Origin of the sequence: Serratia sp. root2, from assembly GCF_031931805.1 — a bacterium.
Classification (GTDB): domain Bacteria; phylum Pseudomonadota; class Gammaproteobacteria; order Enterobacterales; family Enterobacteriaceae; genus Serratia; species Serratia inhibens.
In genome coordinates this window covers 477,216-503,063 of sequence record NZ_JAUJXB010000001.1, presented here as the reverse complement: position 1 = coordinate 503,063, position 25,848 = coordinate 477,216, and the positions used below count along the sequence as shown (strand labels likewise).

At 60.2% G+C, this 25,848-nt stretch carries 23 protein-coding genes and 1 riboswitch; of the genes, 11 read left to right on the top strand and 12 right to left on the bottom strand.

What is annotated here, in order from left to right; genetic code table 11:
- Positions 1-52: 52 nt before the first annotated feature.
- From QZQ97_RS02320 to QZQ97_RS02300, 5 genes are all read right to left on the bottom strand, one after another.
- Positions 53-592 (bottom strand): DUF2058 domain-containing protein, encoded by a 540-nt coding sequence (locus QZQ97_RS02320; RefSeq protein ID WP_311992076.1) that lies wholly within the window; start codon positions 590-592, stop codon positions 53-55.
- 82 nt (positions 593-674) lie between these two features.
- Positions 675-1,457 carry a hypothetical protein gene (locus QZQ97_RS02315; RefSeq protein ID WP_311992075.1) on the bottom strand — a complete coding sequence of 261 codons (783 nt, stop codon included), beginning with the start codon at positions 1,455-1,457 and terminating at the stop codon, positions 675-677.
- Positions 1,458-1,488: 31 nt separating this feature from the next.
- Positions 1,489-2,316, bottom strand: coding sequence for an acid phosphatase (locus QZQ97_RS02310; protein WP_311992074.1), 828 nt, complete (start codon positions 2,314-2,316; stop codon positions 1,489-1,491).
- Between the two features lie 57 nt (positions 2,317-2,373).
- Complete coding sequence (locus tag QZQ97_RS02305; protein ID WP_311992073.1) at positions 2,374-3,207, bottom strand: MipA/OmpV family protein; 834 nt, start codon at positions 3,205-3,207, stop codon at positions 2,374-2,376.
- Between the two features lie 505 nt (positions 3,208-3,712).
- Positions 3,713-4,735 (bottom strand): DUF1254 domain-containing protein, encoded by a 1,023-nt coding sequence (locus tag QZQ97_RS02300; protein WP_311992072.1) that lies wholly within the window; start codon positions 4,733-4,735, stop codon positions 3,713-3,715.
- 151 nt (positions 4,736-4,886) lie between these two features.
- Between QZQ97_RS02300 and QZQ97_RS02295 the strand changes: the two genes are divergently transcribed.
- On the top strand, positions 4,887-5,567 hold the full coding sequence (locus QZQ97_RS02295; protein ID WP_311992071.1) for a Crp/Fnr family transcriptional regulator: 681 nt from the start codon (positions 4,887-4,889) through the stop codon (positions 5,565-5,567).
- 202 nt (positions 5,568-5,769) lie between these two features.
- Here the strand turns inward: QZQ97_RS02295 and QZQ97_RS02290 are convergent, their stop codons facing one another.
- The gene (locus QZQ97_RS02290; protein ID WP_311992070.1) at positions 5,770-6,810 is read right to left on the bottom strand and encodes a LacI family DNA-binding transcriptional regulator; all 1,041 of its coding nucleotides are present in this window, start codon (positions 6,808-6,810) and stop codon (positions 5,770-5,772) included.
- A gap of 217 nt (positions 6,811-7,027) precedes the next feature.
- Here QZQ97_RS02290 and QZQ97_RS02285 point away from each other — a divergent pair, with 217 nt between their 5' ends.
- The 4 genes from QZQ97_RS02285 to QZQ97_RS02270 all read left to right on the top strand — a co-directional run bounded on the left by QZQ97_RS02285 (position 7,028) and on the right by QZQ97_RS02270 (position 12,264).
- Complete coding sequence (locus tag QZQ97_RS02285) at positions 7,028-8,056, top strand: ABC transporter substrate-binding protein (protein ID WP_311992069.1); 1,029 nt, start codon at positions 7,028-7,030, stop codon at positions 8,054-8,056.
- A 107-nt stretch (positions 8,057-8,163) separates the two neighbouring features.
- The gene (locus QZQ97_RS02280) at positions 8,164-10,392 is read left to right on the top strand and encodes an ABC transporter permease (protein WP_311992068.1); all 2,229 of its coding nucleotides are present in this window, start codon (positions 8,164-8,166) and stop codon (positions 10,390-10,392) included.
- Positions 10,389-11,450 carry an ABC transporter ATP-binding protein gene (locus tag QZQ97_RS02275; protein WP_311992067.1) on the top strand — a complete coding sequence of 354 codons (1,062 nt, stop codon included), beginning with the start codon at positions 10,389-10,391 and terminating at the stop codon, positions 11,448-11,450. Before QZQ97_RS02280 ends, QZQ97_RS02275 begins: the two co-directional genes overlap by 4 nt.
- A 25-nt stretch (positions 11,451-11,475) precedes the next feature.
- Positions 11,476-12,264, top strand: a complete 789-nt coding sequence (locus tag QZQ97_RS02270; RefSeq protein ID WP_311992066.1) for an inositol monophosphatase family protein — start codon at positions 11,476-11,478, stop codon at positions 12,262-12,264.
- A gap of 93 nt (positions 12,265-12,357) precedes the next feature.
- On the opposite strand, the gene gap is transcribed toward QZQ97_RS02270, so the two are convergent.
- The 4 genes from gap to QZQ97_RS02250 all read right to left on the bottom strand — a co-directional run bounded on the left by gap (position 12,358) and on the right by QZQ97_RS02250 (position 16,284).
- Positions 12,358-13,368: a type I glyceraldehyde-3-phosphate dehydrogenase gene (gene gap / locus QZQ97_RS02265; RefSeq protein ID WP_311992065.1), complete on the bottom strand. Its 1,011-nt coding sequence runs from the start codon at positions 13,366-13,368 to the stop codon at positions 12,358-12,360.
- A gap of 80 nt (positions 13,369-13,448) precedes the next feature.
- On the bottom strand, positions 13,449-14,423 hold the full coding sequence (locus QZQ97_RS02260; RefSeq protein ID WP_311992064.1) for a GlxA family transcriptional regulator: 975 nt from the start codon (positions 14,421-14,423) through the stop codon (positions 13,449-13,451).
- 77 nt (positions 14,424-14,500) lie between these two features.
- Positions 14,501-15,235 (bottom strand): SDR family NAD(P)-dependent oxidoreductase, encoded by a 735-nt coding sequence (locus QZQ97_RS02255; RefSeq protein ID WP_311992062.1) that lies wholly within the window; start codon positions 15,233-15,235, stop codon positions 14,501-14,503.
- 26 nt (positions 15,236-15,261) lie between these two features.
- Positions 15,262-16,284: an LLM class flavin-dependent oxidoreductase gene (locus QZQ97_RS02250; protein WP_311992061.1), complete on the bottom strand. Its 1,023-nt coding sequence runs from the start codon at positions 16,282-16,284 to the stop codon at positions 15,262-15,264.
- Positions 16,285-16,443: 159 nt separating this feature from the next.
- A riboswitch (TPP riboswitch) is annotated at positions 16,444-16,546 on the top strand.
- 62 nt (positions 16,547-16,608) lie between these two features.
- Here QZQ97_RS02250 and QZQ97_RS02245 point away from each other — a divergent pair.
- From QZQ97_RS02245 to QZQ97_RS02230, 4 genes are read left to right on the top strand one after another with little or no spacing between them, the layout of a single operon-like run.
- Positions 16,609-17,289 carry a TenA family protein gene (locus tag QZQ97_RS02245; RefSeq protein ID WP_311992060.1) on the top strand — a complete coding sequence of 227 codons (681 nt, stop codon included), beginning with the start codon at positions 16,609-16,611 and terminating at the stop codon, positions 17,287-17,289.
- Positions 17,286-18,026: an ABC transporter ATP-binding protein gene (locus QZQ97_RS02240; protein ID WP_311992059.1), complete on the top strand. Its 741-nt coding sequence runs from the start codon at positions 17,286-17,288 to the stop codon at positions 18,024-18,026. Before QZQ97_RS02245 ends, QZQ97_RS02240 begins: the two co-directional genes overlap by 4 nt.
- A complete protein-coding gene (locus QZQ97_RS02235) occupies positions 18,023-18,790 on the top strand; it encodes an ABC transporter permease (RefSeq protein WP_311992058.1) in 768 nt (255 codons plus the stop codon). Before QZQ97_RS02240 ends, QZQ97_RS02235 begins: the two co-directional genes overlap by 4 nt.
- Before the next feature lie 26 nt (positions 18,791-18,816).
- Positions 18,817-19,752 carry an ABC transporter substrate-binding protein gene (locus tag QZQ97_RS02230; protein WP_311992057.1) on the top strand — a complete coding sequence of 312 codons (936 nt, stop codon included), beginning with the start codon at positions 18,817-18,819 and terminating at the stop codon, positions 19,750-19,752.
- Between the two features lie 69 nt (positions 19,753-19,821).
- On the opposite strand, the gene QZQ97_RS02225 is transcribed toward QZQ97_RS02230, so the two are convergent.
- Positions 19,822-20,553 (bottom strand): ABC transporter substrate-binding protein, encoded by a 732-nt coding sequence (locus QZQ97_RS02225; protein ID WP_311992056.1) that lies wholly within the window; start codon positions 20,551-20,553, stop codon positions 19,822-19,824.
- 298 nt (positions 20,554-20,851) lie between these two features.
- Here QZQ97_RS02225 and opgB point away from each other — a divergent pair, with 298 nt between their 5' ends.
- A complete protein-coding gene (opgB, locus tag QZQ97_RS02220; RefSeq protein ID WP_311992055.1) occupies positions 20,852-23,155 on the top strand; it encodes a phosphatidylglycerol--membrane-oligosaccharide glycerophosphotransferase in 2,304 nt (767 codons plus the stop codon).
- Between the two features lie 153 nt (positions 23,156-23,308).
- Complete coding sequence (locus tag QZQ97_RS02215) at positions 23,309-24,769, top strand: AMP nucleosidase (protein WP_311992054.1); 1,461 nt, start codon at positions 23,309-23,311, stop codon at positions 24,767-24,769.
- A 42-nt stretch (positions 24,770-24,811) separates the two neighbouring features.
- On the opposite strand, the gene nac is transcribed toward QZQ97_RS02215, so the two are convergent.
- Positions 24,812-25,735 carry a nitrogen assimilation transcriptional regulator NAC gene (gene nac, locus QZQ97_RS02210; RefSeq protein WP_311992053.1) on the bottom strand — a complete coding sequence of 308 codons (924 nt, stop codon included), beginning with the start codon at positions 25,733-25,735 and terminating at the stop codon, positions 24,812-24,814.
- Positions 25,736-25,848 lie beyond the last annotated feature (113 nt).

Below are 25,848 nucleotides of genomic sequence, written 5' to 3'. Positions count from 1 at the left end.
ATGCTCAATCAGATGATGTTATTCGTAAACCCCGACAGCGGCAGAACGCTAATTACCACATCAAATCATCGGGCACTTTAAAATCGGCATACGGATCTTCTTCATCTTGCTCTTCCTGACTCAGCGCACTATTTAATACAATGCTGTTCGCATCTCGCTGCGCAATTTTATCGGCCACGCTCGCGGGGATAATCGCGTATTCACTCCGGTCACCGTTATCGACGATCAAACGAGCAATGGCGAGACGGCCACTGATCAACTGAGCTTGAGTAAGCTTATCCACCATTATTTTTTTAATTAAATTATTATCCGTGAAGTTAAAACCAATATCGCCTCTTGAAATGTCGATTCTGTTCATTTCAATGAGCTGCTTCACCTGAGCTTTATACTCTTTAGATAACGCAGCTTGTTTTTGTTGTTCGCTTAGCTGTTTGTCACGCTCAAGTTGCGCTTTTTTATTTTCTTCCACGGCCTCTCTTGCCTCACGCGCCTGCACGCGTGATTTCTTAGCCGTTTTTTGGACTTTGGCCATTTTTTTGCTGGTCACCAATCCCGCTTTCAGCATCTGCTCTTGTAAGGTAAGTTTTGTCATCTTCGTTTCTGAACCCGTTGAATAATTGACGGGATTATACCTGTAATTCGGTCGCCCGAAACTGTTGGTGGTATCAGCGGCCTCAGAACCTGCCGTTCATCCCCACTATCGGTCCCTGCTGCACCACGTCATACACAAAACCGTTATGACGATAATCGACTCCCATAGCCCGGTATCCCGCCACGGCAGAGAACCCCGGCATAAACGCCCAACTCACCAGCGCCGCCGCATCCCAGTCCAGTCGGGACTGCCCGCCACCGGCCAATCCCCAGGCCGAAAGACTGACGGTTGGCGTCAGCGCATAGTGGCCGCGCAGCCCCGCAACGCCATCCACCCAGGTTGCACGGTCACTGCCCGACGCCCCATCGATAACCCCTCCCTGAAAACGCAAGGTGGTGCTGCTGTACCACACCCGAACGCCGCCGGTGGCATCAAGGCGAGCGTCGCCCTCCTCCAGCAAAGTATATCCGCCGCCGAGGAAGCCGGACACCGTCCGGCTATCCACTTTCAGCCGTGAGGCCGGTGCCCCGTCCGGCAGGCCGTTACGCGTCGTGGTGTCGATGAACATCAGGTCCGCCAACAGGCTGTAAGGCCCTTTGCGGGCTTCCCCCATCCCCATCACCGCGATATCGAGGTCACGGGCAATGGCTGAGAAATCCGTTTTCATGAATTGCGTGCCCGTTGACCGATGGCCGACATCTCCGCGAATGCCCGCCGCCCAGAGATAAGGAGAGACGGTGAACTGCCACTCCTCCGCCGGCTGATAAGCCGGCGGTGCCACTTGAGCCGCCGCTGCCGGGAGACTTAAAACGCCAGACGCTAAAAATGCCGCAGGCAGAGCCCGCCAGGCGAGTTTGTTTCGCACATTGTCACCGTTCATCATGCCCATGTTCTTCTCAGTGCATACTCAGGGAGAGTGCAACGCGTTCGGCCGCACAGTCCTCGGTGGGTTTCAGGTTCGCTTTGGCCGCGTCCTGCACTTCGCGCCTGGCGGCGGCCAAATCTGCCAGGAACGCCGGATTGTCATGCAGAACGGCTACCGTGGCAGCGCCCATGATACGCCCTGCATCCACATCGCTCTGCCAATGCGCATTGCAGACCACGCGGCTCTGACCAAACGCCAGGCCGCGTGCCAGCAGCTCGGTCGCCCGTGCAGGCTGCACCTCGGCCAGCACCAATCCCCAGGCCCAGCCTGCCGCCGAATGGCCGGACGGCCAGGAGCCGTCGGTACGCAGCACCGGCTCCATGTCTTTGCGACAGGTTCCCTCGTCATGCTGCACAAACGGGCGAGTCCGGTTATACGCGTTCTTTCCCGCATAGGTTGAGCCACCTGCATCCGTCAAAACGTGTTGCATCAGAGCGTAAAGGTGCGGCGTCTTTTTCTCGTCGATATCGGTGCCCAACGCGCACGAGAACGACTTTGCCGGTGCCGGGAAGGTCAATTCGGCATCCGTTGCCGCCAGTTTTTCACGGGCAGACCCACGTAACGCCAATGCCGCCCGCCGCGCCTCTTCATCGCGTGCGAATGCCGCAGAGTCCGGTTTTGGCGGTGCTCCGAGCAAAGCCAGACGCACCGGCAGGCTGGCCGGTTCAAGGTAACCCGGCGCCAGCTTGAAATGCGGGTCCGTCACCGTCGGTCCGGTATCGCTCGCCATTGCCAGGCAGGAAGTCAACAGCCCGGCCAACGGCGCTATCAGGTACAGAGGGTGGCATGATGTTTTCATTAACGATTCTCTCCAGAGTCGGTTGATGCCGCAGAGGGCAAAGCGCTATCGAGGCACTCAGAATTGATACAGCGCATTCAGGTAAAAGCCCGCCCCCACCGTCTCATCCGTCAGCGGGCTGCGGCGCGCATCCGCCGTCAAGGCGTACAGCTTCATCCCACCCTGCAGGGCAATATGGGGTTGCAACTGGACGGTCAGGCCGGTTTTCAACGTCACATTCCGCATGCCGCCGCCGGCATGGTATTCGCTGAAGCCACTGCGTTCTGCCTGCTCGCCCGTCACCCCGAAACGCGCCATCATGTCGTCTCTGTCGCTCCAGGTTCCGTACAGCGCGGAATCCAGCGTCAGTGAGGAAGACAGCGGCAACGAGTAATCGGCACCGGCTTCAAGGTATGCGGTGTGCCCCAGATCCTCGCCGCCGTAGTCGCGGCTGCGGGTAGCCTGCCAGCCACGGACGAACAACCGGCCGGCCGGCAGACGCCAATAGGCTTCCGCGCCGATCATCGCAGTGCCGTCCAGATCGCCCATCCCCTTCAGGTGGTTATCGCTGCCTCCCAGGGTACGGATTTTTTCCTTGCGGCCCATGTCATAACCCGCCAGCAGCGCCAACCCCAGGGAAGAAGACCCCGGCAAGTCCCAGCGCAACCCTTCAGGAAAGCCCGCCGTGAAGGTTCCCCAGCTCTGCGTCGGCATCACCGCCTTCACCGCCAGAGAGGGGAAAGCTGCATAACGCGAGGAACCTTCATACAGCGGGCTCACCGCTACCCCACCGCCCAATGTCATGCTCGGGCTCGCATCGGGGGCGGCCTGTACGGACAACGGCAGCGTCGCCATCAGCGCAAAGGCAGGAAGCCTGAACGATTTATAAATCCCGTTTTTTTTGCTTGTCATATATCCTTGTTCCTTTCTCTATTTTCGTTTTTATCCTGAATCATCGGCATGCTTACGACTTATATTCCCGCCAGCCATTCCCCTGACCGGAAATAGGTTTCGACTAATGACTTTTCATTTTTTCAGTCATGGCATAGCCAATCCTATGCCTGCAGATATCCTCCCTTGCCCGAAAAAGGGCGCAAAACACCCCGGTGCGCGAGAGCCTGTTTAAAAGCCCTCGCACAGCTGGAAAATGCGTTATGTCTTCGCACCCGCTGCCGCAAAGTGCAATTCGGCAAGCCAAAGGGGGCGATTGAAACAAAAGAGAGGGTGAAAACACGCCCTCACTTCCCGCCCCAGTCATTGCCGAATGTCATGTCCAGAGACGGCTTTATCCCTGTTGCCCATCTCTGTTTCTCCCTGAAGTATTTTTAATACAGATTTTTCTTACCCCTGATTGTGTCAAACGACACAATCAGGGGAGAAAAAGTAAAAAAGTATGTCCGGGAAAACGCCAGGCGGATCACTGCGGCTGCGGAAAATGCCATTGACCCTTCAGGATTTCGTCGCCAGGCTGATAAAGCCTGACCGTGTAGTTCCAACCGGGCATCGTCGGCAGACAATTAGCAATCTTGCCGTCGCAACCCCCAAATTGGATCGCAATCGAACCATCGTCACTTTTTTTGGCGGTAAGGTTATTTAGCGAATAGGCGTCATACGGGTTTTTCTCGAAGTAACCCTTGGCGTTATACACGCTCACTGACCAAAAACTCTTAACCGGAACATGCCCGACCTTGAGCCGATAAACGGTTTTCCCATCATTCTTCGGCATCACGCCGCCGAGATAAATGGCGTCCTTGCTCGGATTCCCCCCCCATCCGGACGCCGTTGCGATCAGATGCTGTATGGGATCGACCGTGCTCTTGGTACCAAAGGCCTGGTTGTAGTCGGGGAGCGTATCGCCGAGAACCAGCAGGGCATCGCGCATCTTTTTCTGGCTCGCCGGATCCCATTTCGGTACGACGAATTCCCCTGCCTGAGCCTGGCTGACCTTGATGGCATCCTGTAGCGCATGCACCTGTTCAACGTCTTTGCGATCGGCAGGATCGACGAGCGTACGGATAGCGACAAAAACATACCGCGTGCCGACCTCCTCCTTCGTCAACCTATGACGGCCGGCGCCGTAAAAGACGGCGGGCACGTAGTGGTCTTCATTGACCACCAGCATCGACATGAATCGGTTACCGGCCTCCGGCAAGGTGATCGTGACCGGGCCGGCATCGAGATCGAACACCGCACTCGAGTACAACGTGTCCCGATTCATGCGGATGACACTCTGCGCGTCAATGGCAACCGGTTCGCGGCTATGCACAAAGCGCCCCAATCCGCCGTCCGCCACCATATTGCCCATATAAAGATCGGACTCGGCGCGGACAAAATTATCGACACCGACCAATACCCTATCACCGGAAGATGATTGCGCACTGGCGCTCCCCAATGTTGCCAACGCGAGTGCGACGATACTGGCCGTGGATAGATATGACATTTAACCCCCTGATGACATGAAAATTGATCCCGCCCGGAGACGGCTTTATCCCTGTTATCCATCGCTATTTTTCCCGAGCCACTTTTAATACAGATTTTTCTTATATAAAATTGTGTCAAACAGCTCCATTGGGTGGGAAAAAGTGAAATACATGACCCGTGCAAACGCCGAACGCATCATCTGTGAACGCGGTTGGCTGGCGCAGATGCCCGAAAATTTCAGGGAAGGTTTACTGCAAAAGGCGCAGCTCCTGAAGTACGAACCGGGACAAGTCATCTTTCGGCCTGGCGACCCGGCGGGCGGTATTTATGGGCTTGTCGCGGGGACAGTCATCGTGAACACCGCCCCGCTCGATTCGACACCGCGCCTGATCCACATTGCCGTGCCGGGTGGGTGGACGGGCGAAGACTGTTTCATGACGGGGCAACCCCGCCGGATAGAGTTGGTGGTGAAAAGTGAAACCTGGTTGATGCACGTCCCGCTGAAAACCATGGAGCAGATGGCGCTCGCGGATCCGAGCTATATTCGCGCGTTCGGCGTTATTTCGATTATCGCGTCCGATTCGCTGCTGAAAATTGTGCATAGCCTGCAGAAAAAGAATGTCAGCGCCAGGATCGCCTCCGCGCTGCATCGCATGTCCTGGTCGACCACGGCGCCCATGTCCGTATCGCAAGAAAATCTCAGCATCATCACCAATACCTCTCGGAAACAGGTCAACAACGCTCTTCAACGCTTTGTCGAGGCAGGCTGGGTTGAAATCGGCTATCGCGCCATCACCGTCATCGACCCTTCCGGGTTGCGACAATTTGCCGAGCAGGATCAGACGGACTGACAGGCTTTCTCTCGTCCTGGTATGAGCTGCAGGCCATCGATGGCCGAAGCGGGATGTTACGCGGGTATCCTCGGGTCTGGCTGCAAGGCTGGTCAGCACAGCGGCATGGGCCGATGGCTACCACGATGACCTGACGCCGAAAGCCCGAAAATCGCAAAACATGTCTGGAACTGAAGCTGAGCGGGGGATCATCGCGCCGCTCTCAGCCGCCGCGAAGGGTGCCGCGCCACACAAAATCGGCATGATACATGCGCGTTTCGCCCGGTATTTCCTGCCCCAGCGCGGGCGCTATATTTTCTTCGTTCTCTTCCTCCGCCACCAGCCATGCAACCGCTTCCCGAGCGAACTGCTCTACCGGTTGGGTAAAGGTGGTGAGGTTATAGGATGACCAGCCCGCCTGCGGGATATCATCGAACCCGGCCACGCAAAGATCTTCCGGAATACGCAGCGCAAAGCGATGGCGCGCCTCATCCATAAAACCGCAGGCCAGCAGATCGGTGACGCAAAACACCGCATCGGGCCGCTCCCGACGGGTTAACAGCCGGTGCGCCAGAATTTGTCCGCTCTCATACGAGGTAGTGCCAAAGCGCTCGACGCTCACCGCCAACCCCGCCGCTTCCGCCGCCAGGAGAAAACCGCGCTCGCGCGCCATCAGGCTTGGCGTACCCGCCAGCGAGTTGGCAAAGGCGATCCGCCGGCAACCGGCGCGGGCAAACGCCATCACCACCTTGCCGGCCGCTTCTTCGTTATCCAGATTGATGCTGAGCGAACCCGGTAGCACATCATTGCGGTTAATCAGCACCAGCCGCTGGCCATGCCGGTGGCACAGGCGGGCGATGGCGCTGTCCGGCATGCCGGAGAGCACAAAGGACGCATCGGCGCGGAAGTTGATCGCCTGCTGCAACGCCTGGGACACGCTGTCGTCAGAACGATCGGTGTTAATCAACATGGCGATTTTTCCCGCCTCCTGCAAATGCTGGGTCAGCAATCGCACCAGGCTGGCCCGGTAAGGCGTCGCCAGTTCGGACACGATCAGGCAGACAATGCCGCTGCGATTGCGCACCAATCCCCGCGCCAAGTGATTAACGTGGTAGCCCAGCTGTTCCGCCGCCCGCATCACCCTTTCGCGGGTCGCCGCCGAGACGCTGGCCCCGGGCGTATAGGTGCGCGACACCGCCGAACGGGACACCCCGGCCAACTCCGCTACGTCTTTGGCACTGATCATTGCCTTGTCTACCGCCATCGTCACATCCGTCCGTTACGTGCCCAAAGAAAGTTTGCCGCACTTTGCAAAGCTGTGCAAATTTATTGCAGAAAATTTGTTTCATTTTTGTGACGAATAGGTTGAATTGTTCTATATCGCAATTGACAGCACAATTTTTATCCTCTAGTTATTTGCACGCACGTGCAAAAAAATGGCGACAACGTATCGCCACCCTACACAAAACCAGGAGAACACCATGCATAGAGTCACCCTGATGGCGGTCCTCGCCGCCGGCTCCGCGCTCTCGGCCCTGCCGGCCCACGCCGCCGGAAAACTGAATATGATCTGCTCCGCCGATGTCGTGGTCTGCGAACAGATGACCACGCTCTTCGAGAAACAGCACCCGGATGTCAACGTCAGCATGGTGCGCCTGTCCGCCGGAGAAGCCTATGCACGCATCCGAACCGAAGCGCGTAACCCGCGCACCGACATTTGGTGGGCGGGCACCGGCGATCCCCATATGCAGGCCGCCAACGAAGGCTTGACCCAGCCCTATAAATCGCCGCTGCTTGACCAACAGCACGACTGGGCACGCAAGCAGGCGGAGAGTGCCGACTACCGTACCGTGGGCGTCTACGCCGGCGCGCTGGGCTGGGGCTACAACACCAGGTTGCTGGCGGAGAAAAAACTCAAGGTCCCCGCCTGCTGGGCCGATCTGCTGGATCCGTCCTACAAGGGCGAGATCCAGATGGCCAACCCGAACTCCTCCGGCACCGCCTACAACACCCTCGCCACGCTGGTGCAGATCATGGGGGAAGACAAGGCCTTCGATTACCTGAAAAAACTCAACGCCAATATCTCGCAATACACCAAATCGGGCTCCGCACCGGTTAAAGCGGCGGCCCGCGGCGAAACGACCGTGGGTATCGTCTTTATGCACGATGCGGTGGCGATGCAGGTCGATGGTTTCCCGGTGAAAGCCATCGCCCCCTGCGAGGGCACCGGGTTTGAAATCGGTTCGATGTCGATTGTCAAAGGCGCGCGTAACCTCGCCAATGCCAAGCTGTGGTACGACTGGGCGCTCGGCGCCGAAGCTCAGTCGCACATGAAAGACGCCAAATCCTTCCAACTGCCGTCGAACCGCGAAGCGGCGATCTCCGAGTATGCGCCGCGCTTCGAGAACATCAAACTGATCGACTACGACTTTAAAACCTACGGCGCCACGGAAAAACGCAAAGAGCTGCTCAGCCGCTGGGATAAAGAGATCGGTGCCGGCGCACAGTAATTCCCGTCCATTCCCTCTCGCACTTTCTGCAGTTGCCGGTAAACCGGGCGTGGCAGGCCGCGCCCGCACGGCATGCAGAGAAGGAATCATGAACGATCGAGGTTACGATGAATGCTCAAAACCGCCGCGTAGACGTGGCTCTTGTGCTGGGCGCGCTCGCATTGCTGCTGCTGCCCTGGTACAGCCAGGAAGCCGGATTCTTCGACTTCAGTTGGCTGAATACGCTGTGGCAGGATCGCGAAAGCGCCCCCGCGCTGTGGCAAATCCTGGTTTTTCAACGCCCGTGGCTGGCTATTGCGCTGCTGTTGCTGCTGGTTTGTTCGCTGGGCCGCCTGCTGCAGGTGGGCCGGCTGCGCTCGCAGTTACTGATGTCTGCCGCCGCCACCGGCATCGTCTTCCTGCTGTTTGAAGGCCACGCCATCGGTTACAGCGGCTGGAACTGGCAATGGAGCGAGCGGCTGCTTGGCGCACTCGGCGACGGCCAACCCGCCTTTGGCGCCGGCGCTATTGCGTTGCTCACCGCATTTTTGCTGCTGTTCTCTTTTGGGCTGGCCGAGCGTGGCGTGCTGAAAGGCGACGCCTTTGTGGTGTCCTCGATTGTGCTGCTGGTCGCGTTGGTCAGCACCTTCGTGCTTTATCCGGTAATGAGCATGTTCGTCGCCTCGATGCAGGACGCAGACGGCGCATTTAAACCGGACGGCCTGATCGCCAATATGCAGGATCCGGCGATCTGGAGCCTCGGTTGCCTGAACGGCGGCAGTTGCGGCACCGCCTGGCGCACCCTGTGGCTGGCGCTGATGACCGCAGGCGGGTCGACGCTGCTCGGCCTGGCCTTTGCGCTGGCCGCTACCCGCACGCCGCTGCCGTTCAAGAAAGGACTGCGCCTGCTCAGCGTGCTGCCGATCATCACGCCGCCGTTCGTCATTGGCCTGGCGCTGATGCTGCTGTTTGGCCGCTCCGGCATCGTCACCGAGCTGCTTTCCACCCTGTTCGGCATCGAGCCGGGGCGTTGGCTGTATGGCCTGACCGGGATCTGGATTGCCCAGGTGCTTTCTTTTACCCCCATCGCCTTTTTGGTGCTGATTGGCGTGGTGGAAGGTGTCAGCCCTTCTCTGGAAGAAGCCTCGCAAACGCTGCGCGCCAACCGCTGGCGCACCTTCCGTTACGTTTCGCTGCCGCTGATGGCACCAGGTCTGGCCAATGCTTTCCTGATCAGTTTTATCGAAAGCATGGCGGATTTCGGTAACCCGATGGTGCTCGGCGGCAGCCACGGCGTGCTCTCGACCGAGATCTTCTTCTCGGTGGTGGGGGCGCAAAACGATCCGAGCCGCGCGGCGGTGCTGGCGATCATCCTGCTGTGCTTTACCCTCAGCGCTTTTGTGTTGCAGCGCCTGTGGCTGGCAGGCAAAAGCTTCGCCACCGTTACCGGCAAAGGCGACTCCGGCATGCACTGCGGCCTGCCGCGCGGGCTGCGCTATGGCGTCTACGGGCTGGTGATCCCCTGGGGTCTGTTCACGCTGGTGGTTTACGGCATGATTTTAATCGGCGGTTTCGTTCAGTCGTGGGGGCTGGACAACAGCCTGACTCTGGCGCATTACACCCGTGCATTCGGCTTCCAGTGGAACGGTGGCCAGATACTCTGGACCGGCGTCGCCTGGAACTCGTTCTGGACCACCCTGGAGATCGCGCTGATCGCCGCGCCGCTCACGGCCATCGTCGGCCTGCTCACCGCCTGGCTGATCGTGCGGCAAAAGTTTGCCGGCCGCCAGACCTTCGAGTTTATGCTGATGCTCAGCTTTGCCATCCCCGGCACGGTGATCGGCGTCAGTTACATCATGGCTTATAACCTGCCGCCGCTGGAAATCACCGGTACCGCCCTGATCCTGGTTGCCTGCTTTGTGTTCCGCAACATGCCGGTTGGCGTGCGCGGTGGCATCGCCGCCATGAGCCAACTGGACCGCAGCCTGGATGAGGCGTCGCTGACGCTGCGCGCCGGCAGCTTCCGCACTCTGCGCAAGGTGATTTTACCGCTGTTGAAACCCGCCATCAGCGCAGCCCTGGTCTATGCCTTCGTGCGGGCGATTACCTCCATCAGCGCGGTGATTTTTCTGGTCAGCGCCCAGTACAACATGGCCACCTCCTACATCGTCGGGCTGGTCGAAAACGGGGAATACGGCGTGGCTATCGCCTACTCCTCCGTGCTTATCGTGGTGATGCTGGCGGTGATCCTCACTTTCCAGGTACTGGTCGGCGAACGTCGCCTGCGCCGCGTATCCCGTATCGCCACACCGCCGGTAGCATCGCCGCCGGCCTTACAACAGGAGACAGCCGTATGACTGCCATTCGTTCCGGCTCGGTGGTGTTTGAAAACGTCACCAAACAGTTTGCCGACTTCACCGCCCTGCCCGGCCTCTCGCTTACCGTCGAGCCTGGCACGCTGGTGACGCTGCTCGGCCCCTCGGGCTGCGGTAAAACCACGACTCTGCGCCTGCTGGCCGGCCTGGAGCACCCGACTTCCGGGCGCATCCTGATCGGCGGCAAAGAGGTGACCCATCTGCCCGCCAACGAACGCGACGTGGCGATGGTGTTTCAATCCTATGCGCTGTTCCCGCACATGACCGCGCTGGACAACGTCATGTACGGCCTGCTCGCCAGCAAGCTGTCGCGCAAAGAGGCACAGGATCGGGCGCACGAAGGACTGAAGCTGGTCGGGCTGGAAAACATGGGCAGGCGCCTGCCCGCCGAGCTGTCCGGCGGCCAGCAGCAACGCATCGCGGTGGCGCGCGCGCTGGTGCTGGAGCCGCAGGTGCTGCTGCTCGATGAGCCCTTATCCAATCTTGACGAGCGGCTGCGGCGCCGCGTGCGCACCGAGATCCGCGATTTGCAACAGCGCCTCGGGTTCACTGCGGTGTACGTGACCCACGATCAGGAAGAGGCGCTGGCGGTGTCCGATAAGATTATCGTCATGAAAGAAGGGCATATTGCCCAGCAGGGTGCGCCGCAAGAACTTTATCACTCGCCCGCATCGGTATTTATCGCCGACTTTATGGGCGAGGCCAATATCCTGCCGTGCGACATTGAACGGGTGGATGGCGGCGAGGCGTTGATCAGCCTCGGCAGCCGCCAGTATCGGGTGCCGGGTGCCAAAGCGCGCCCCGGCGCCGCGCAACTGTCCGTACGGCCGCAGTTTATTACTCTGCATGCGGAGCAGACCGGCGCATTGAACGGCGAGGTGACCCACAGCACCTGGCTCGGTGACCATATCGAGTATGAAGTGAAAACCGACCTCGGCGCCCTGTTTATCGTCGATGTGCAGATGGAACGCCAACTGGCGCCGGCCACACGCGTGGCCATTGATTTCAAACCTCAGGGGCTGGCGCTGATTGCCCAGTGAAGGCCCGCAACATTAAGGATCTGCTATGAACGAACAAATCTCCCAGCGCCTGGCGCTGGCCGAACGGGTGGCGCGCGAGGCGGGAGCCAAGGCGCTGGACTATTTCAACCGTCGCGAAAGCCTGGTGATTGAAACCAAACGCGATGCGCAGGACGTGGTGTCGATCGCCGATCGTGAGGTCGAGCTGCTGATCCGCGGGCAGATCGCTCAGGCGTTCCCGGACGACGGTTTTCTCGGTGAAGAGTTCGGCCTGCAACCCGGCGGTTCGGGTTATCACTGGGTGGTCGATCCGATTGACGGCACCAGCCCCTTCGTCAACGGCATGCCGAACTGGTGCGTGTCCATTGCCGTCATTTATCAGGGCGAGCCGGTGATCGGCGTGATCATGGCGCCCTGCCAACAGGAGTGCTTCGTCGCCGCGCAAGGCGCGGGCGCCACGCTCAATGGCAAACCGCTGCATGTGGATCCGGCACGTACCTTGCAAAACCACATCACCGGGTTTGGCGCCAACAGCTATGTGGCGCCTGAACGCGTCGGTGAAATCGCCGCCGAGATCACGGCGGTCGGCGGCAATTTCTTCCGCAACGGTTCCGGTGCCATGATGTTGGCATGGGTCGCCGCTGGGCGACTGGTCGGCTATTACGAACCTTATATGCACGCCTGGGATTGTCTGGCGGGTTATTGCCTGGTGAACGAGGCCGGCGGCTGGACGCATCCGTTTAACGCGCAAGGGGAACAGTTGTTGCGCGGTGCGCCGGTGCTGGCGGTGGCCCCTGGGGCCAAAGACGGGTTAATGCGTATCGCGCGGTTGTGATGCTGCGCTGAAAAAAATCGTCCCCACTGGGGACGATTTTCTGGCGTCTGACCGGGCAGGCGCAACAGGCTGCGCCCCTGCTCCGGCAACCGGCTACAATCCGCGTTTTTCCATCAGCAACGCGAGATCGACCAGGCGGTTAGAGAAGCCCCATTCGTTGTCGTACCAGGCGAGGATCTTGACCAGCTTGCCGCCGATGACCAAGGTAGACAGCCCGTCGATAATGGACGAACGCGGATCACCTTTATAATCGCTCGACACCAAAGGTTCGTCGCTGTAGCCAAGGATCCCCTTGAGCGGCCCCGACTCCGCCGCCTGGCGGAAGGCGGCGTTGATCTCGTCGCTGGTCGCTTCGCGTTTCAACGTCACCGTTAAATCAACGATAGACACCACAGGAACAGGCACCCGCAGCGAATAGCCGGTCAGACGGCCATCCAGCTCCGGGATCACCTTGCCGAGCGCTTTGGCCGCGCCGCTGGAGTAAGGCACAATCGACTGAGCGGCGGCCCGCGCGCCGCGTAAATCTTTTTCCGGCTGATCGTGCAGCGCCTGGCTATTGGTGTAGGCGTGGGTGGTGTTCATCAAGCCGTATTCAATGCCGAAGGTGTGATGCAACACCTGCGCGGCGGGCGCCAGCCCGTTGGTGGTGCAACTGCCGTTACTGACCACCCGATGTCTGGCCGGATCGTAATCCTGGTGGTTAACGCCCATCACGATGGTGATGTCGTCGTTTTTGGCCGGCGCCGAGATGATAACGCGCTTGGCGCCGCCTTTCGTGATGTGCACTTCAGCCTGGCTTTTGTCGGTAAAAAAGCCCGTCGCTTCGATCACGATGTCAACGCCGACGCTTTTCCAGGGAATTGCGCCCGGATCTCTTTCAGAGAAAACATGAATCGGCCTGCCATCCAGCAGCAGCTGGTTTTCACCGGCCTCGACGCTGGCGGCCAAGGTGCCTGACAGCGAATCGTATTTCAGCAGATGCGCCAGGGTTTTGCTGTCGGTCAAATCGTTGATCGCGACAACCTGAAAGTCACTGCGCCCTAATGCCGCGCGTAAAACATTGCGCCCGATTCTGCCAAAACCGTTAATGCCTACTTTGACCATGATCTACCCCTTCGTTATTGTCTCTGCCTGCCAATCTAGCCGGGAGAGACACATGGCGTAAATGACGTTTATAGATCAATTTAAGCCAAATTGCGGGAGTGAAAACGATCGCGGTACTCGGTCGGCGTCAGCTGCAGGTTTCTTTCGAACACGCGCCGCAGGTTGAGGCCATTGCCGAAGCCGGTGGTCACGGCGATATGCTCAATGCCCTCCGCGCTCTGCTCCAGACGCTGCCTGGCGGTATGCAAACGCCCTTCTTCAACGAATTTAGCGGGGGAGATGCCGGTCTCGCGGGTGAAGACGCGCGTAAAGTTTCGCGGGCTCATGGCGACCCTTTCGGCCAGTTTCTCAACGGAAAGATCACCGTCCAGGTTTTCCAGGATCCAGGACTGGAGATCGCGGATCGGGCCAGGCGTTTTGGCCTGATTCAACGGATAGCGGCTGAACTGCAACTGGCCGCCGGGGCGACGGAGAAACATCACCAGGTCTTGCGCCACTTCGCGCGCCTGAATAAAACCGTAATCCTCTTCAACCAGCGCCAGGGTGAGATCGAAACCGGAGCTGACGCCGCCGGAGGTCCAGACGGGCCCGTCCTGAACGTAGATCGGCCCGTTTTCAACCTTCACCTTCGGGAAACGAGATTGCAGGGTATCCAGCAAGCGCCAGTGCGTCGTCGCCCGGCGTCCTTCGAGCAAACCGGCCTCGGCAAGCAGCAAGGCCCCGCCGCAAACGGAAGCAATGCGGCGTGCGTTGGGCGCTGCGCGGCGGAGCCAGCCTGCGACAAACGCGCCTTCTTCCTCGGTCGCCCCCTTTCCGGTAACAATGACAGTGTCACGTTTCTGTTCAGGGTCGAGATCGGCAAGACGGTGATCGGCCAGCAAATTCAATCCGGACGACCCATGCACCACCCGATGAGATTGCGTGGTGGCGACCTCGATCCGATAGAGCGGAGCGTCGTTGGGCCTCAGGCGGTTGGCCTGCATCAGGATGTCGGCGATACCCGCCGACTCAAACAGCATGCCCCCTTCGGGGACGATAATCAGGAATGTATGCATGGCCTTAAAATACAATTTTAGCAAAATAAGTCAATAACGCGCATTTCATGCCACCCTGGCCGCCATCGGTTTTCCGCTCAGGGCGTCGCCAACGCAACGCCCGTCACGCGTTCAAGCTCCGCCAGCAGCGCATCCTGAAAAGCCGGATCGCGCGCGGCGGTATGTGGCTCCAGACGGCGCTGGTGATGCCAATAACCGCCGGAAACGCCGGTCTGTGCATCTTCGCCGGTAACCAACCATTCCTGCGTCAGGTGGCCTAACCGCAGATCGCCGGGGGCGTTTTCGCCGCCCATCTTGGTCGGCACCCAGCCGGGATCGACCGCGCTGCTGACCACGCCCGGCCAACGGCGGGCCACGGCGGCGGCGAGCGCCGTCACCCACAGTTTGCTGTCCGAATAGGAGACGGGGGTGCGCCCACGCCAGTCCACTTTTTCGAGCGCCGCGCGACCGTCAAAATGCATGCTGCTGCTCAAATACACCAAACGCGCCGGGCGAGCGATGAGCGCCGTCAACAAATAAGGTGCTATCACGTTGACCGCCAGCACCTGCGGCCCGGTGAAGACACCGGCATTGTGAATGACGGCATCCGGACGCCCGATGCGGTTTACCTGTTCGGCCACCTCTCGGGTCTGCTGCAGATCGGACAAATCGCCGGTGACCGCCAGCGCGCCGCGGTCCAGCAAATCGCGCACGCCGTGGAGCCTGCCTGGCTCACGCGCATGAACGATCACCTGATGCCCTTCGCCCAGCAGGGTTTCCGCCGCCGCGCGCCCCAGCCCGTCCGCCGAGCCGGTAATGAAAATACGAGACATGCCTGGCCTCCTTTATTTTTGAACCATCAACGCCAGCCCAGCGCCGGGGCGACATGGGTGAGGATCGACTCAATCACGTGCGCGTTGTAATCGACGCCCAACTGGTTAGGCACGGTTAACAGCAGGGTGTCCGCTTCGGCAATGGCTTCGTCCTGCGCCAGCTGTTTGATCAGCTCTTCCGGCTCGGCGGCGTAGCTGCGGCCGAAAATCGCCCGGGTTTGCTGGTCGATATACCCGACCTGATCGCCTTCCTTGCCGCTGCCGCCGAAGTAGCTGCGGTCCTGCTGGTTCATCAGCGCAAAGATGCTGCGGCTTACCGACACGCGCGGTTCACGCGGGTGCCCCGCGTCCTTCCAGGCGGCGCGGTAAGCGCGGATCTGGTTGGCCTGTTGAATGTGGAAGGGCTCGCCGGTTTCGTCGTTTTTCAGCGTCGAGCTTTGCAGGTTCATCCCCAGGTTTGCCGCCCATACCGCCGTGGCGTTGGAGCTGGCGCCCCACCAGATGCGGTCGCGCAGGCCGGCGGAGAAAGGCTCGATGCGCAACAGGCCCGGCGGATTAGGGAACATCGGCTGCGGGTTCGGCTCGGCAAAGCCCTCACCGCGCAGCGCATCGAGCAGCACCTCGGTGTGGCGACGGGCCATATCGGCCTCGGTTTCGCCTTCTGCGGGCGTATAGCCAAAATAGCGCCAGCCTTCGATAACCTGCTCGGGCGAGCCGCGGCTGATGCCGAGTTGCAGCCGCCCGCCCGAAATCAGATCGGCGGCCCCGGCGTCTTCAACCATATAAAGCGGATTTTCATAGCGCATATCAATCACGCCGGTACCGATCTCTATGCGTTGGGTTTTGGCACCGACGGCGGCCAGCAGCGGGAACGGGGAGCTGAGCTGGCGGGCGAAATGATGCACGCGGAAATAGGCGCCGTCCGCCCCGAGCTCCTCTGCGGCGACCGCAAGATCGATGGATTGCAGCAGCGCATCCGCCGCCGAACGGGTACCGGACTGCGCCGAAGGCGTCCAGTGACCAAAAGAGAGAAAGCCGATCTTCTTCATGGGGAGTGTTCCTCAGAGTCAACATTACCGGATTACAGTGCAAAAATGCCGCCGCCGGTGCCAGAAAAATCGTCGCGGACCGCACTAAACGAACCGATTGCCGCCCCGCCGTTCCACCTCGCCCAAGCATTGTAATCAAAAAGCAAATATCGTATAACAGGCTCCTCCGAGGGGTGTCCTGTTACGGGCTGAGATGGCGCAAGCCGAACCCTTTGAACCTGATCTGGGTCATGCCAGCGAAGGGACGGGTCGGCAATCACTCTCTCGGTCATTGCCTGTTCATACCTCAGCGCGCCCGGATCTCCACTCACTTTTGGAGGTCCCATGTTTACTCCCCTTTTCGATAACGGTCTTTACGGACGGCTGCGCCAACAGGCAGGCGCGGACTGGCAGGACTACGTTGCTCATCCTTTTATTCGGCAACTGGCCGCCGGCACGCTGCCCGAATCCGCATTCCGCCGCTATCTGACCCAGGATTATCTGTTCCTGATCCACTTCGCCCGCGCCTACGCCCTGCTGGTGAGCAAGCTGCGCACGCTGCCGGAGATGCGCGCGGCCACCGCTTCGCTCAATGCCATCGTCGCCGAGCTGCCTTTGCATCTGGCTTACTGCGCCGATTGGGGGCTGGGCGAACCCGAGATTGCCGCCGAACCCGAGGCGACGGAAACCCTGAACTACACCCGCTATGTGCTCGATATCGGCCACTCTGGCGACGCGCTGGATCTGCTGGCCGCGCTGATGCCCTGCGTCGCAGGCTATGCCGAGATTGGCCTGCGCCTGCTTGAGGACCCGGCGACGGTGATGGAGGGCAATCCTTACGCCTCGTGGATCCGCAACTATGGCGATAAAAGCTACCTGGCCGGCGTGCAGGCGGCCCTCGATCTGCTGGAAACCGTGGGCCACCAGCGCGGCGCGGAAAGCCGCTTTACCGAGCTTGCGGCGATTTTCACCACCGCCACCCGGCTGGAGTCCGCCTTCTGGCAGATGGGGCTGAACGCCTCATGAGTGACCGCATCGCGCCGCCCGGCATTCAGGTGCGGGATCTCAGCCTGCGCTTTGGCCGGCAGGTGATTTTCGATCGGCTGAGTTTCGATATTGCCGGCGGCAGCGTTGTCGCCCTGCTCGGTGCCAGCGGCGCAGGCAAAACCAGCCTGCTGAAGATTATAGCCGGTCTGATGCTGCCCACCGCCGGCGAGGTGATCGGCAGCGATGGCCTGCCGATAGCCGGCCGCATCGCCTATATGGGGCAAAAAGACCTGCTCTATCCGTGGCTGACCATCGCCGAAAATATCAGCCTCGGTGCGCGGCTACGCGGTGAAAAAGCCGACCGGGAATGGGCCGGGCATCTGCTCGAACGCGTGGGGCTGAGCGGTTACGCCAAAGCCCTGCCCTCGGCGTTGTCCGGCGGCATGCGCCAGCGCGCCGCCATCGCACGCACGCTGTATGAACGCCAGCCGATTGTGCTGATGGACGAACCCTTCTCGGCGCTGGACGCCATCACCCGCGCCATGATCCAAACCCTGGCGGCCGAACTGCTGGCACAGCATACCGTGCTGCTGATTACCCATGATCCTATGGAGGCCTGCCGGCTAAGCCATCGCCTGCTGGTGCTTTCCCGCTACCCCGCCGGCATTGACGATACGCATGTCATCAGCGGCCTGCCGCCTCGCGCGCCGGACGATCCCCATCTGCTGAAAAGCCAGGGCGAGCTGTTGCAGCAACTGATGAGGGCCGCCGAATGACGCCGCCCATTGAAAATCGCCTGTCGCGGGTACGCCGCAGCCTGACGGTGTTCGCCGGTTTGCTGCTGCTGTGGTGGCTCATCACGTTGGGTGATATTCCCGCTTTTTTGCTGCCTTCGCCCTCTGCGGTAGCGCAGGCATTGTGGAGCGGGCGCGCCTACCTCGCCTATCACACGCTGATCACCGCCTCGGAGATTGCCTGCGGGCTGGGGATTGGGGTGTTGCTCGGCGCCGTGCTGGCGCTGTGCATGATCTATTCGCCCCGGTTGCAACGCTGGCTGATGCCGCTGGTGCTGACCAGCCAGGCGATACCGGTGTTTGCGCTGGCGCCGCTGCTGGTGCTGTGGTTCGGCTTCGGCATGAGCGCCAAAGTGGCGATGGCGGTACTGGTGATTTTCTTCCCGGTCACCTCCGCGTTCTTTGATGGGCTGCGCCGGGTCAATAACGATTATCTCGATCTGGCCCGCACCATGAGCGCTTCCCCCTGGGCGCAACTGCGGCATGTGCGGCTGATGGCGGCGCTGCCGGCCTTTGGCTCCGGGTTGCGCATGGCCGCCGCCGTCGCGCCCATCGGCGCGATTATCGGCGAATGGGTCGGCTCGGCGGAAGGGCTGGGCTACGTGATGCTGAACGCCAACGCGCGCATGCAGACCGACGTCTGTTTTGCCGCGCTGTTTATTCTGGTGCTGATGACCGTCTTGTTGTGGGTGACGGTGGATGCGCTGCTGCTGCGCCTGATCGACTGGGCGCCTGAAAACGACTGATAACTTTTTAACGACTGGGGTAAAAAATGATCAAGCAAACCTTTTGCGGGCTGATGCTCAGCGCCGCTTTGGCCGGCCACGCTGCCGCCGCCGAAAAACTGACGCTGGTGCTCGACTGGTATATCAATCCCGACCACGCGCCCATCATGGTGGCCGAGCAGATTGGCGCCTTCCAGGCCGAAGGCCTCGAGGTCAAGATTGTGCCCCCTTCCGATCCGGCGCTGCCGCCGCGCCTGGTGGCGGCAAAACAGGCCGACCTCGCCATCACCTATCAGCCGCAACTGCACTTCTTCGCCGATCAGGGCCTGCCGCTGGTGCGCGTGGGCACCCTGATTAACTCGCCGCTCAATACCCTGATGACGCTGGATAAAAGCATCGCCTCGCCGGCGGATCTCAAAGGCAAAAAAATCGGCTATTCCGTCAGCGGCATCGAACAGGCCACGCTGGCAACCATGGCCAAACATGCGCATATCGACCCGAACGACATGACGCTGATTAACGTCAATTTCCAACTGACCAGCGCCCTGCTGGCGGGCCAGGTCGACGCGGTGATCGGCGGTTATCGCAACATCGAAGCGCTGGAGCTGAAACTGCAGGGGAAAAATCCGGTGGTGTTCAACGTCGAGGACTACGGCGTGCCGGCCTATGACGAACTGATCATCGTCGCCAACCGCGACGCGCTAGCCGAACCGAAGATCAGGAAATTTCTCGCTGCGCTGAAAAAAGGCAACGATTACCTGCAGGCTCACCCACAGGAAACCTGGCTGGCATTCGCCAAAACCCATCCGGAGCTGAACACCGAACTGAACAAGCAGGCGTGGCAGGCGAGCTTGCCGCTGTTCGCCACCGATCCGGCCAGGCTGGACACTGCGCGCTACCAGGCTTACGAACAATTCCTGTTCGACAATAAGCTGATCAAGAAAATCACCCCGGTAGAACAATACGCCGTGGAACTGCATTAAGGGTTATCCGCAAGGGCGCTGTATGCAGCGCCCCTACCCTTGAACCACAAAAAACCGTTGCCAACCGCCTCACGCCGCAGGCGCCACCGTCACCTCTCCCTGCCCGCTGCGTTTCAGTGCCTGCTGCACCAACCCGCTGGCTTTGCATCTTTCCACAAAACAGCGCACATACGCCGCCCCCTGCTCTTTACCGCGCGGCACCGCCATCGCCTGATGAATTGCGGTAAAATGCCCGTCCAGCACCCGGTAACCCGGGTTCGCCGCAGCGGCGGCAAGCAGCGGTTGACGCACGCCCGCAGCGGCGTCCAATCCCTGCTCGAAGAATAAGGTGATCGCCGCAGGCGAGGTTTCCGCGCGCACCAGCTGCGCCTGCTTCAAGGTGCGCGAAAGATACAGGTCATAGGCCGCGCCCTGGCCCACCGCAATGCGTATGCCAGGCCTGTCGAGCTCGGCAACCTGCCGATAAGGCGCCTCCTGCGCCACCAGATAGGTGCCTTCAATAATGACGTAAGGCGCACTGAAGGCGATTTGCTCCGCCCGCACCGGCTCGATGGCCATAAAGGCGACATCCCAGGCGGCGGTTTCCAACGCGGCAAAAACTTTGCCCGCCGCATCATAGGTCACCAACTCCAGCGCCACGCCCAGCTCATGCGCCAGCGCGCCGGCCAGCGTGACCGACACGCCTTGCGGTTCCCCATCCGGCCCCCATTGCGCCAGCACCGGATTACCTAAATTGATCGCCGCGCGCAGCACGCCCTGCGGTGCCAAATCATCGAGTACGGTGGCGGAAATGCTCTGCATGTTTTCTCCTGAACAGGTTAATGCGCCTCGCCGGTCTGCAATCAGCGCCATTCATTAATGGTAGAGCCAAATGCCCGGTGAGCAATATTTCAGCGACCCACGCCTCTCAGTAGTGACCAGGGTCACAATATTGTCACAAAATTGTTCATTCACGCCTGGCGGCCACCCCGCTGTGCAAACGCGCATTGACCCTGCCGCGTTCAATGCGCTATACCCTTCCTCTTTCGCGCTGCGGCAGGATCGGCAGCCTTTGCCAGGACAGTTAAGATTTTCTTTTTAATCAGACAGGGTACGGTGGATGGTTTCAGCATTAGTCTCGTTTGCACTTTTTTTAGCCTCAATTTTGATCTACCGGAACAAGGCCGCCGCCAACCGCTGGTGGCTTTCCATTTTGCTGATCCTGCTGGGCAGCTATCTGATCCTCAACGTTATTCTGATCGCCAGTAACTATTTTACCGGCGACGGCATCACCGATGCGGTGATCTACACCCTCACCAGCAGCATGAAAGGGGCCGGCGTCAGCAAATACGTGCTGCCGTTTATTGGCCTGTTGGCGGTGCTGGCACTGATTTTCGCCGTGCTGGCCTGGAGCCTGGTGCGCCACAAAGCGAAAAGCAGCAGCGTGGTTTACAGCGTGCTCGCCGTGCTGCTGGCGCTGTTCTCCGTCGGCACCACCCCGGCTTTTCAGGATATTTCGCTGCTGCTCAGAAGCCAGATCACCGGCGACACCGCCGATTTTTACACCTACTACAAAGCGCCGAAAAAGAGCCTGCAGGGCAAAGCGCCGAACCTGGTGTACATCTATGCCGAAAGCCTTGAGCGCACCTATTTCGACCCGGAACTCTTTCCCGACCTCGCCGACGAGCTGAATCAGCACCGAGAAAACGGCATCGACTTCAGCAATACCCAGCAGTTGCCGGGCACCGGCTATACCATTGCCGGCATGGTGGCTTCGCAGTGCGGCATTCCGCTGTTTGCCCCGTTCGACGGCAACGCCTCCAGCGCCGTTTCTACCTTTTACCCGGAAAACATCTGCCTGGGCGACGTGCTGAAAGCCGCCGGCTACGACAATTATTTCTATCAGGGGGCCGAACTGGCCTTCGCCGGGAAAGACACCTTCCTGAGATCGCACGGTTTTGACCACGCTTACGGCTACAAGGAATTACGCGAGCAGGTCCGCGATCCGGGTTACAAGAATGACTGGGGCTGGTACGACGATACCGTGCTGGACGTGGTTTTCGACAAGTTCGTCGAACTGTCGCAGCAGAATAAAAAGTTCTCGCTGTTTGCGCTGACCGTGGACACCCACCATCCGGATGGCTTTATCTCCGCCGGTTGCAGTAAAAAATCCTACAGTTGGCAGAACAAAGAGAACCGTTCGCTGAGCGCGGTGGCCTGTAGCCAGCAGCATATCGCGGCCCTGATCGACAAAATCAAAGGGTCGGCGTATTTCAAAAACACCGTGATCGTGGTGTCCTCCGATCATCTGGCGATGAACAACACCGCCTACGATATTCTGACCAAGCAAAAACGCCGTAATCTGTTCTTTATCATCGACGGCCGGCAGCCGCAAAGCGCGCAGCATAACGAAAAGCGCAGCACGCTGGACAACGGCGCCACTGTGCTGGACGTGATGGGCGGCGACAACTATATCGGCCTCGGCCGCAGCAGCCTGTCCAGCCCCACGCTGGCTACCGTCTTCCTGAATATCGAAGAAAAAATCAACGGCTGGAAACCGGCGGTGGTGAAGCAATGGGGCTTCCCGAACAGCATTTCCGACTACCAGCTGGATGCCCAGCGCAACAGCTTCACCTTCTCCGGCATCACCTTCAAGGTGCCGTTTATCCTCAAGGTGACGGACAATAAAATCGAACCCATGTTTAACGTCTATCTTTCCACACCGCTGAAAAAGCAGCTCGCCGGCCTGGGTGCGGGTGAAAAGTTTGTCTGGGTAGATAAATGCTATGAGATTGGCCGGGTGTGGGCGCCCGAACTGGCGCTGAGCACCGACACCTGCGTGGCCTCCGGCAATCTGGCCGCTCCGCCGCATATCGTGCAGGCCAAGGGCAGCAGCTACCGCGGCAAAGTCAGCTTTACCGAGCCGGCGGCGGACAGCGTTGCCGCCTACCAGAACGCCGTCGAGAAACTGAAGGTGGACGACGCCAACGTTAAATATCAGGCGGACGCCATCGCCTTTATGCTGCCGGGCATGCCGCAGCAGGTGAAGGCAATCACCGGCGTGTCCAGCGTCGAGGACTGGGGCCGCTGGTCGGACGCCAACCTCGCGCCGGCGGTCAACATCGACTATCTCGCCCCGCTGCCGCCGACCTTCGATCTGGTGCTGCGCGCCCGCGCCTACGGCAAAAACGTCGGCGCGCCAATCTCGGTGCGCGTGGGCGACCAAGAGCAGTTCGTGTCGCTCGGCGAACAGGACACCACCGTCACCCTGCGCTTCAACAACCCCGGCGGCGCGCAAAACATCAGTATCACGCCACCGGCCCCGACCGAACCTCAGGAAGGTGCCAGCGGCGGCTTTACCCCGAAAAAACGCGGCATTGGCCTGGTTTCGCTAAAGGTGGAACAGGCCGAGCCGGCCTCCTGATCGCAACGCCGCAGCGGTAGCCCTGCCGCTGCGCTTTACTTTTCCCCGGTTCTATTTCGGCAAAGCTTTTGCGCCCATCTTCAGCTAACCTGTTGCGGTGAATTGATATCCGCATGCCTCCCGCCGCAGGGACGGGAGAACCAAGGAGAGAGAATGAGTAGTCACCAATCCGGCACCGGCCTCACCCCCGCTCAGGCGATCGACCAGTTGGAAGCGCTGTATGACGCTTCAGTGACCGCGCTGCGCCAGGCGGTGGGCGATTTTATCAGCCACGGCAGCGTGCCCGACATACAAACCCGCGCCGCTGGGCTGTTCGTCTACCCCGAGCTGCGCGTAAGTTGGGACGGCAAAAAAACCGGCCAGAGCAAAACCCGCGCTTTCGGCCGTTTTACCCATACCGGCCGCTACACCACCACTATTACCCGCCCGCAGCTGTTTCGCAGCTATTTGGCCGAGCAACTGGCGATGCTGGAGCACGACTACGCCGCCCATATCGAAGTGGCGCCTTCGCAGCAGGAGATCCCTTTTCCGTATGTGATTGACGGCTCTAACCTGATGCTGGATCGCTCGATGAGCGCCAGTCTCGCGCAGCATTTTCCCACCACCGAGCTGGCGCAAATCGGCGATGAAACCGCCGACGGCCTGTTCAATGCCACCAGCACCTTCCCGCTGTCGCACTTCGACGCGCTGCGGGCCGATTTCTCGCTGGCGCGGCTGCGGCACTATACCGGCACTCCGGTGGAGCATTTCCAGCCCTTCGTGCTGTTCACCAATTACACCCGCTATGTAGATGAATTTGTCCGCTGGGCCTGCGCCGAGATAGCCAACCCGGACAGCCCTTATATTGCGCTGTCCAGCGCCGGCGGCATCTACATCACCCCGGAAACCACCGCGCCGGAACAGGCGGTGTCCGATCTGGCCTGGAAAAACCACCAGATGCCGGCCTACCACCTGATTTCCCGCAACGGCCAGGGCATTACGCTGATCAACATCGGCGTCGGCCCATCCAACGCCAAAACCATTTGCGACCATCTGGCGGTGCTGCGCCCCAGCGCCTGGCTGATGATTGGCCACTGTGGCGGGCTGCGCGAAAGCCAGTCGATTGGCGACTACGTGCTGGCCCATGCCTACCTGCGTGACGATCACGTGCTGGACGCGGTGCTGCCGCCGGATATCCCGATCCCGAGCATCGCCGAAGTGCAACGCGCGCTGTATGACGCCACCAAAATGGTCAGCGGCATGCCGGGCGAAGAAGTGAAACAGCGCCTGCGCACCGGCACCGTGGTGACCACTGACGACCGCAACTGGGAACTGCGCTACTCCGCCTCGGCGCTGCGCTTTAACCTCAGCCGCGCGGTGGCGGTGGATATGGAAAGCGCCACCATCGCGGCGCAGGGTTACCGCTTCCGGGTGCCTTACGGCACGCTGCTGTGCGTTTCCGACAAGCCGCTGCACGGCGAGATCAAGCTGCCGGGCCAGGCCAACCGCTTCTATGAGGGGGCGATCTCGGAACATTTGCAGATCGGCATTTGCGCCATCGATCTGTTGCGCGCCGAAGGCGACAAGCTGCATTCGCGCAAGCTGCGCACCTTCAACGAGCCACCGTTCCGCTGACCTGCCTTTCAGGCCCACCGCGCGTGGGCCTTTTTAAATGCCTTATTGCACCAGCGCCAGCGTGCGTTTTTCCTGGCTGCGACCAACGGCAATCGACAGCAAGATATCCTTCACCACCAACGCCGGGGCGGAAAGCGATTGCTGGCTGGAAATGCACAGTGAAAGCGGCACGCTCAGCGCCGGGGCGGCGATACGCGCCATCCACGCCTTGGCCGGGCCAATCATCGCCCGCGCAACGGATTCCGGCAGAATGGTCGCGCCCAGACCGCTGGCGATGGCCGCGCTCAGCGTGCCGGGGGATTCGATTTCGCCAATCACGTTGGCGGCCAGCTTGCGAAGCGCCATCGCTTCGTCGACCTGCGTGCGCACCACATCGCCTTCGCGCGGCAGGAACAGATTCAGCCGCGCCACGTCCAACAGATCGACGCTGTTACCGGGGCTTGGCACCGCACGCGTCGCCACCAGATACAGATCTTCCTTCATCAGCGCCGTGGCCTGCAGGCCGTCGGGCATTTTAGCGCCGTAGATCACCGCCATATCCAGGCTCTGGCTCGCCACCTGCCCGGCCAGCATCGAACCGATATTTTCGTTCAGGCTGAGTAAAATCCCCGGATGACGATCGCGCACCGCCTGCAACAACGGCAGCGCCAGTTGCGCAGCCATGCTGCCCGGCGCCAACCCGACGGAAACCTGCCCGCTCACCGCCTGGCCTGCGCCGATGACCGCGCTTTGCGCCTGTTCGCACTGGCGCAAAATGGTTTGGGCGTGGGCATAGAGAATATTGCCGGCCTCGGTAGGCAGCACACCGCGCTTGGTGCGGATCAGCAATTGCTGCTTCAGCTCCCCTTCAAGCGTCGCCAACTGTTGGCTGAGTGCGGGTTGCGCGATATGCAGCACCTCCGCCGCCTGGGTCAGGCTGCCGATATCGACGATTTTCACGAAATATTTTAGACGTCTGAGATTCATATTGCCTCCGTCGAGCCGCTGAACTGCGTATGGCAAAGCCATGTTGACAACAGAACTGCAAAATCCGGGCCAGCGTAACGGAATAAGAGAAAGCGCTAACTAATCGAAGGAAA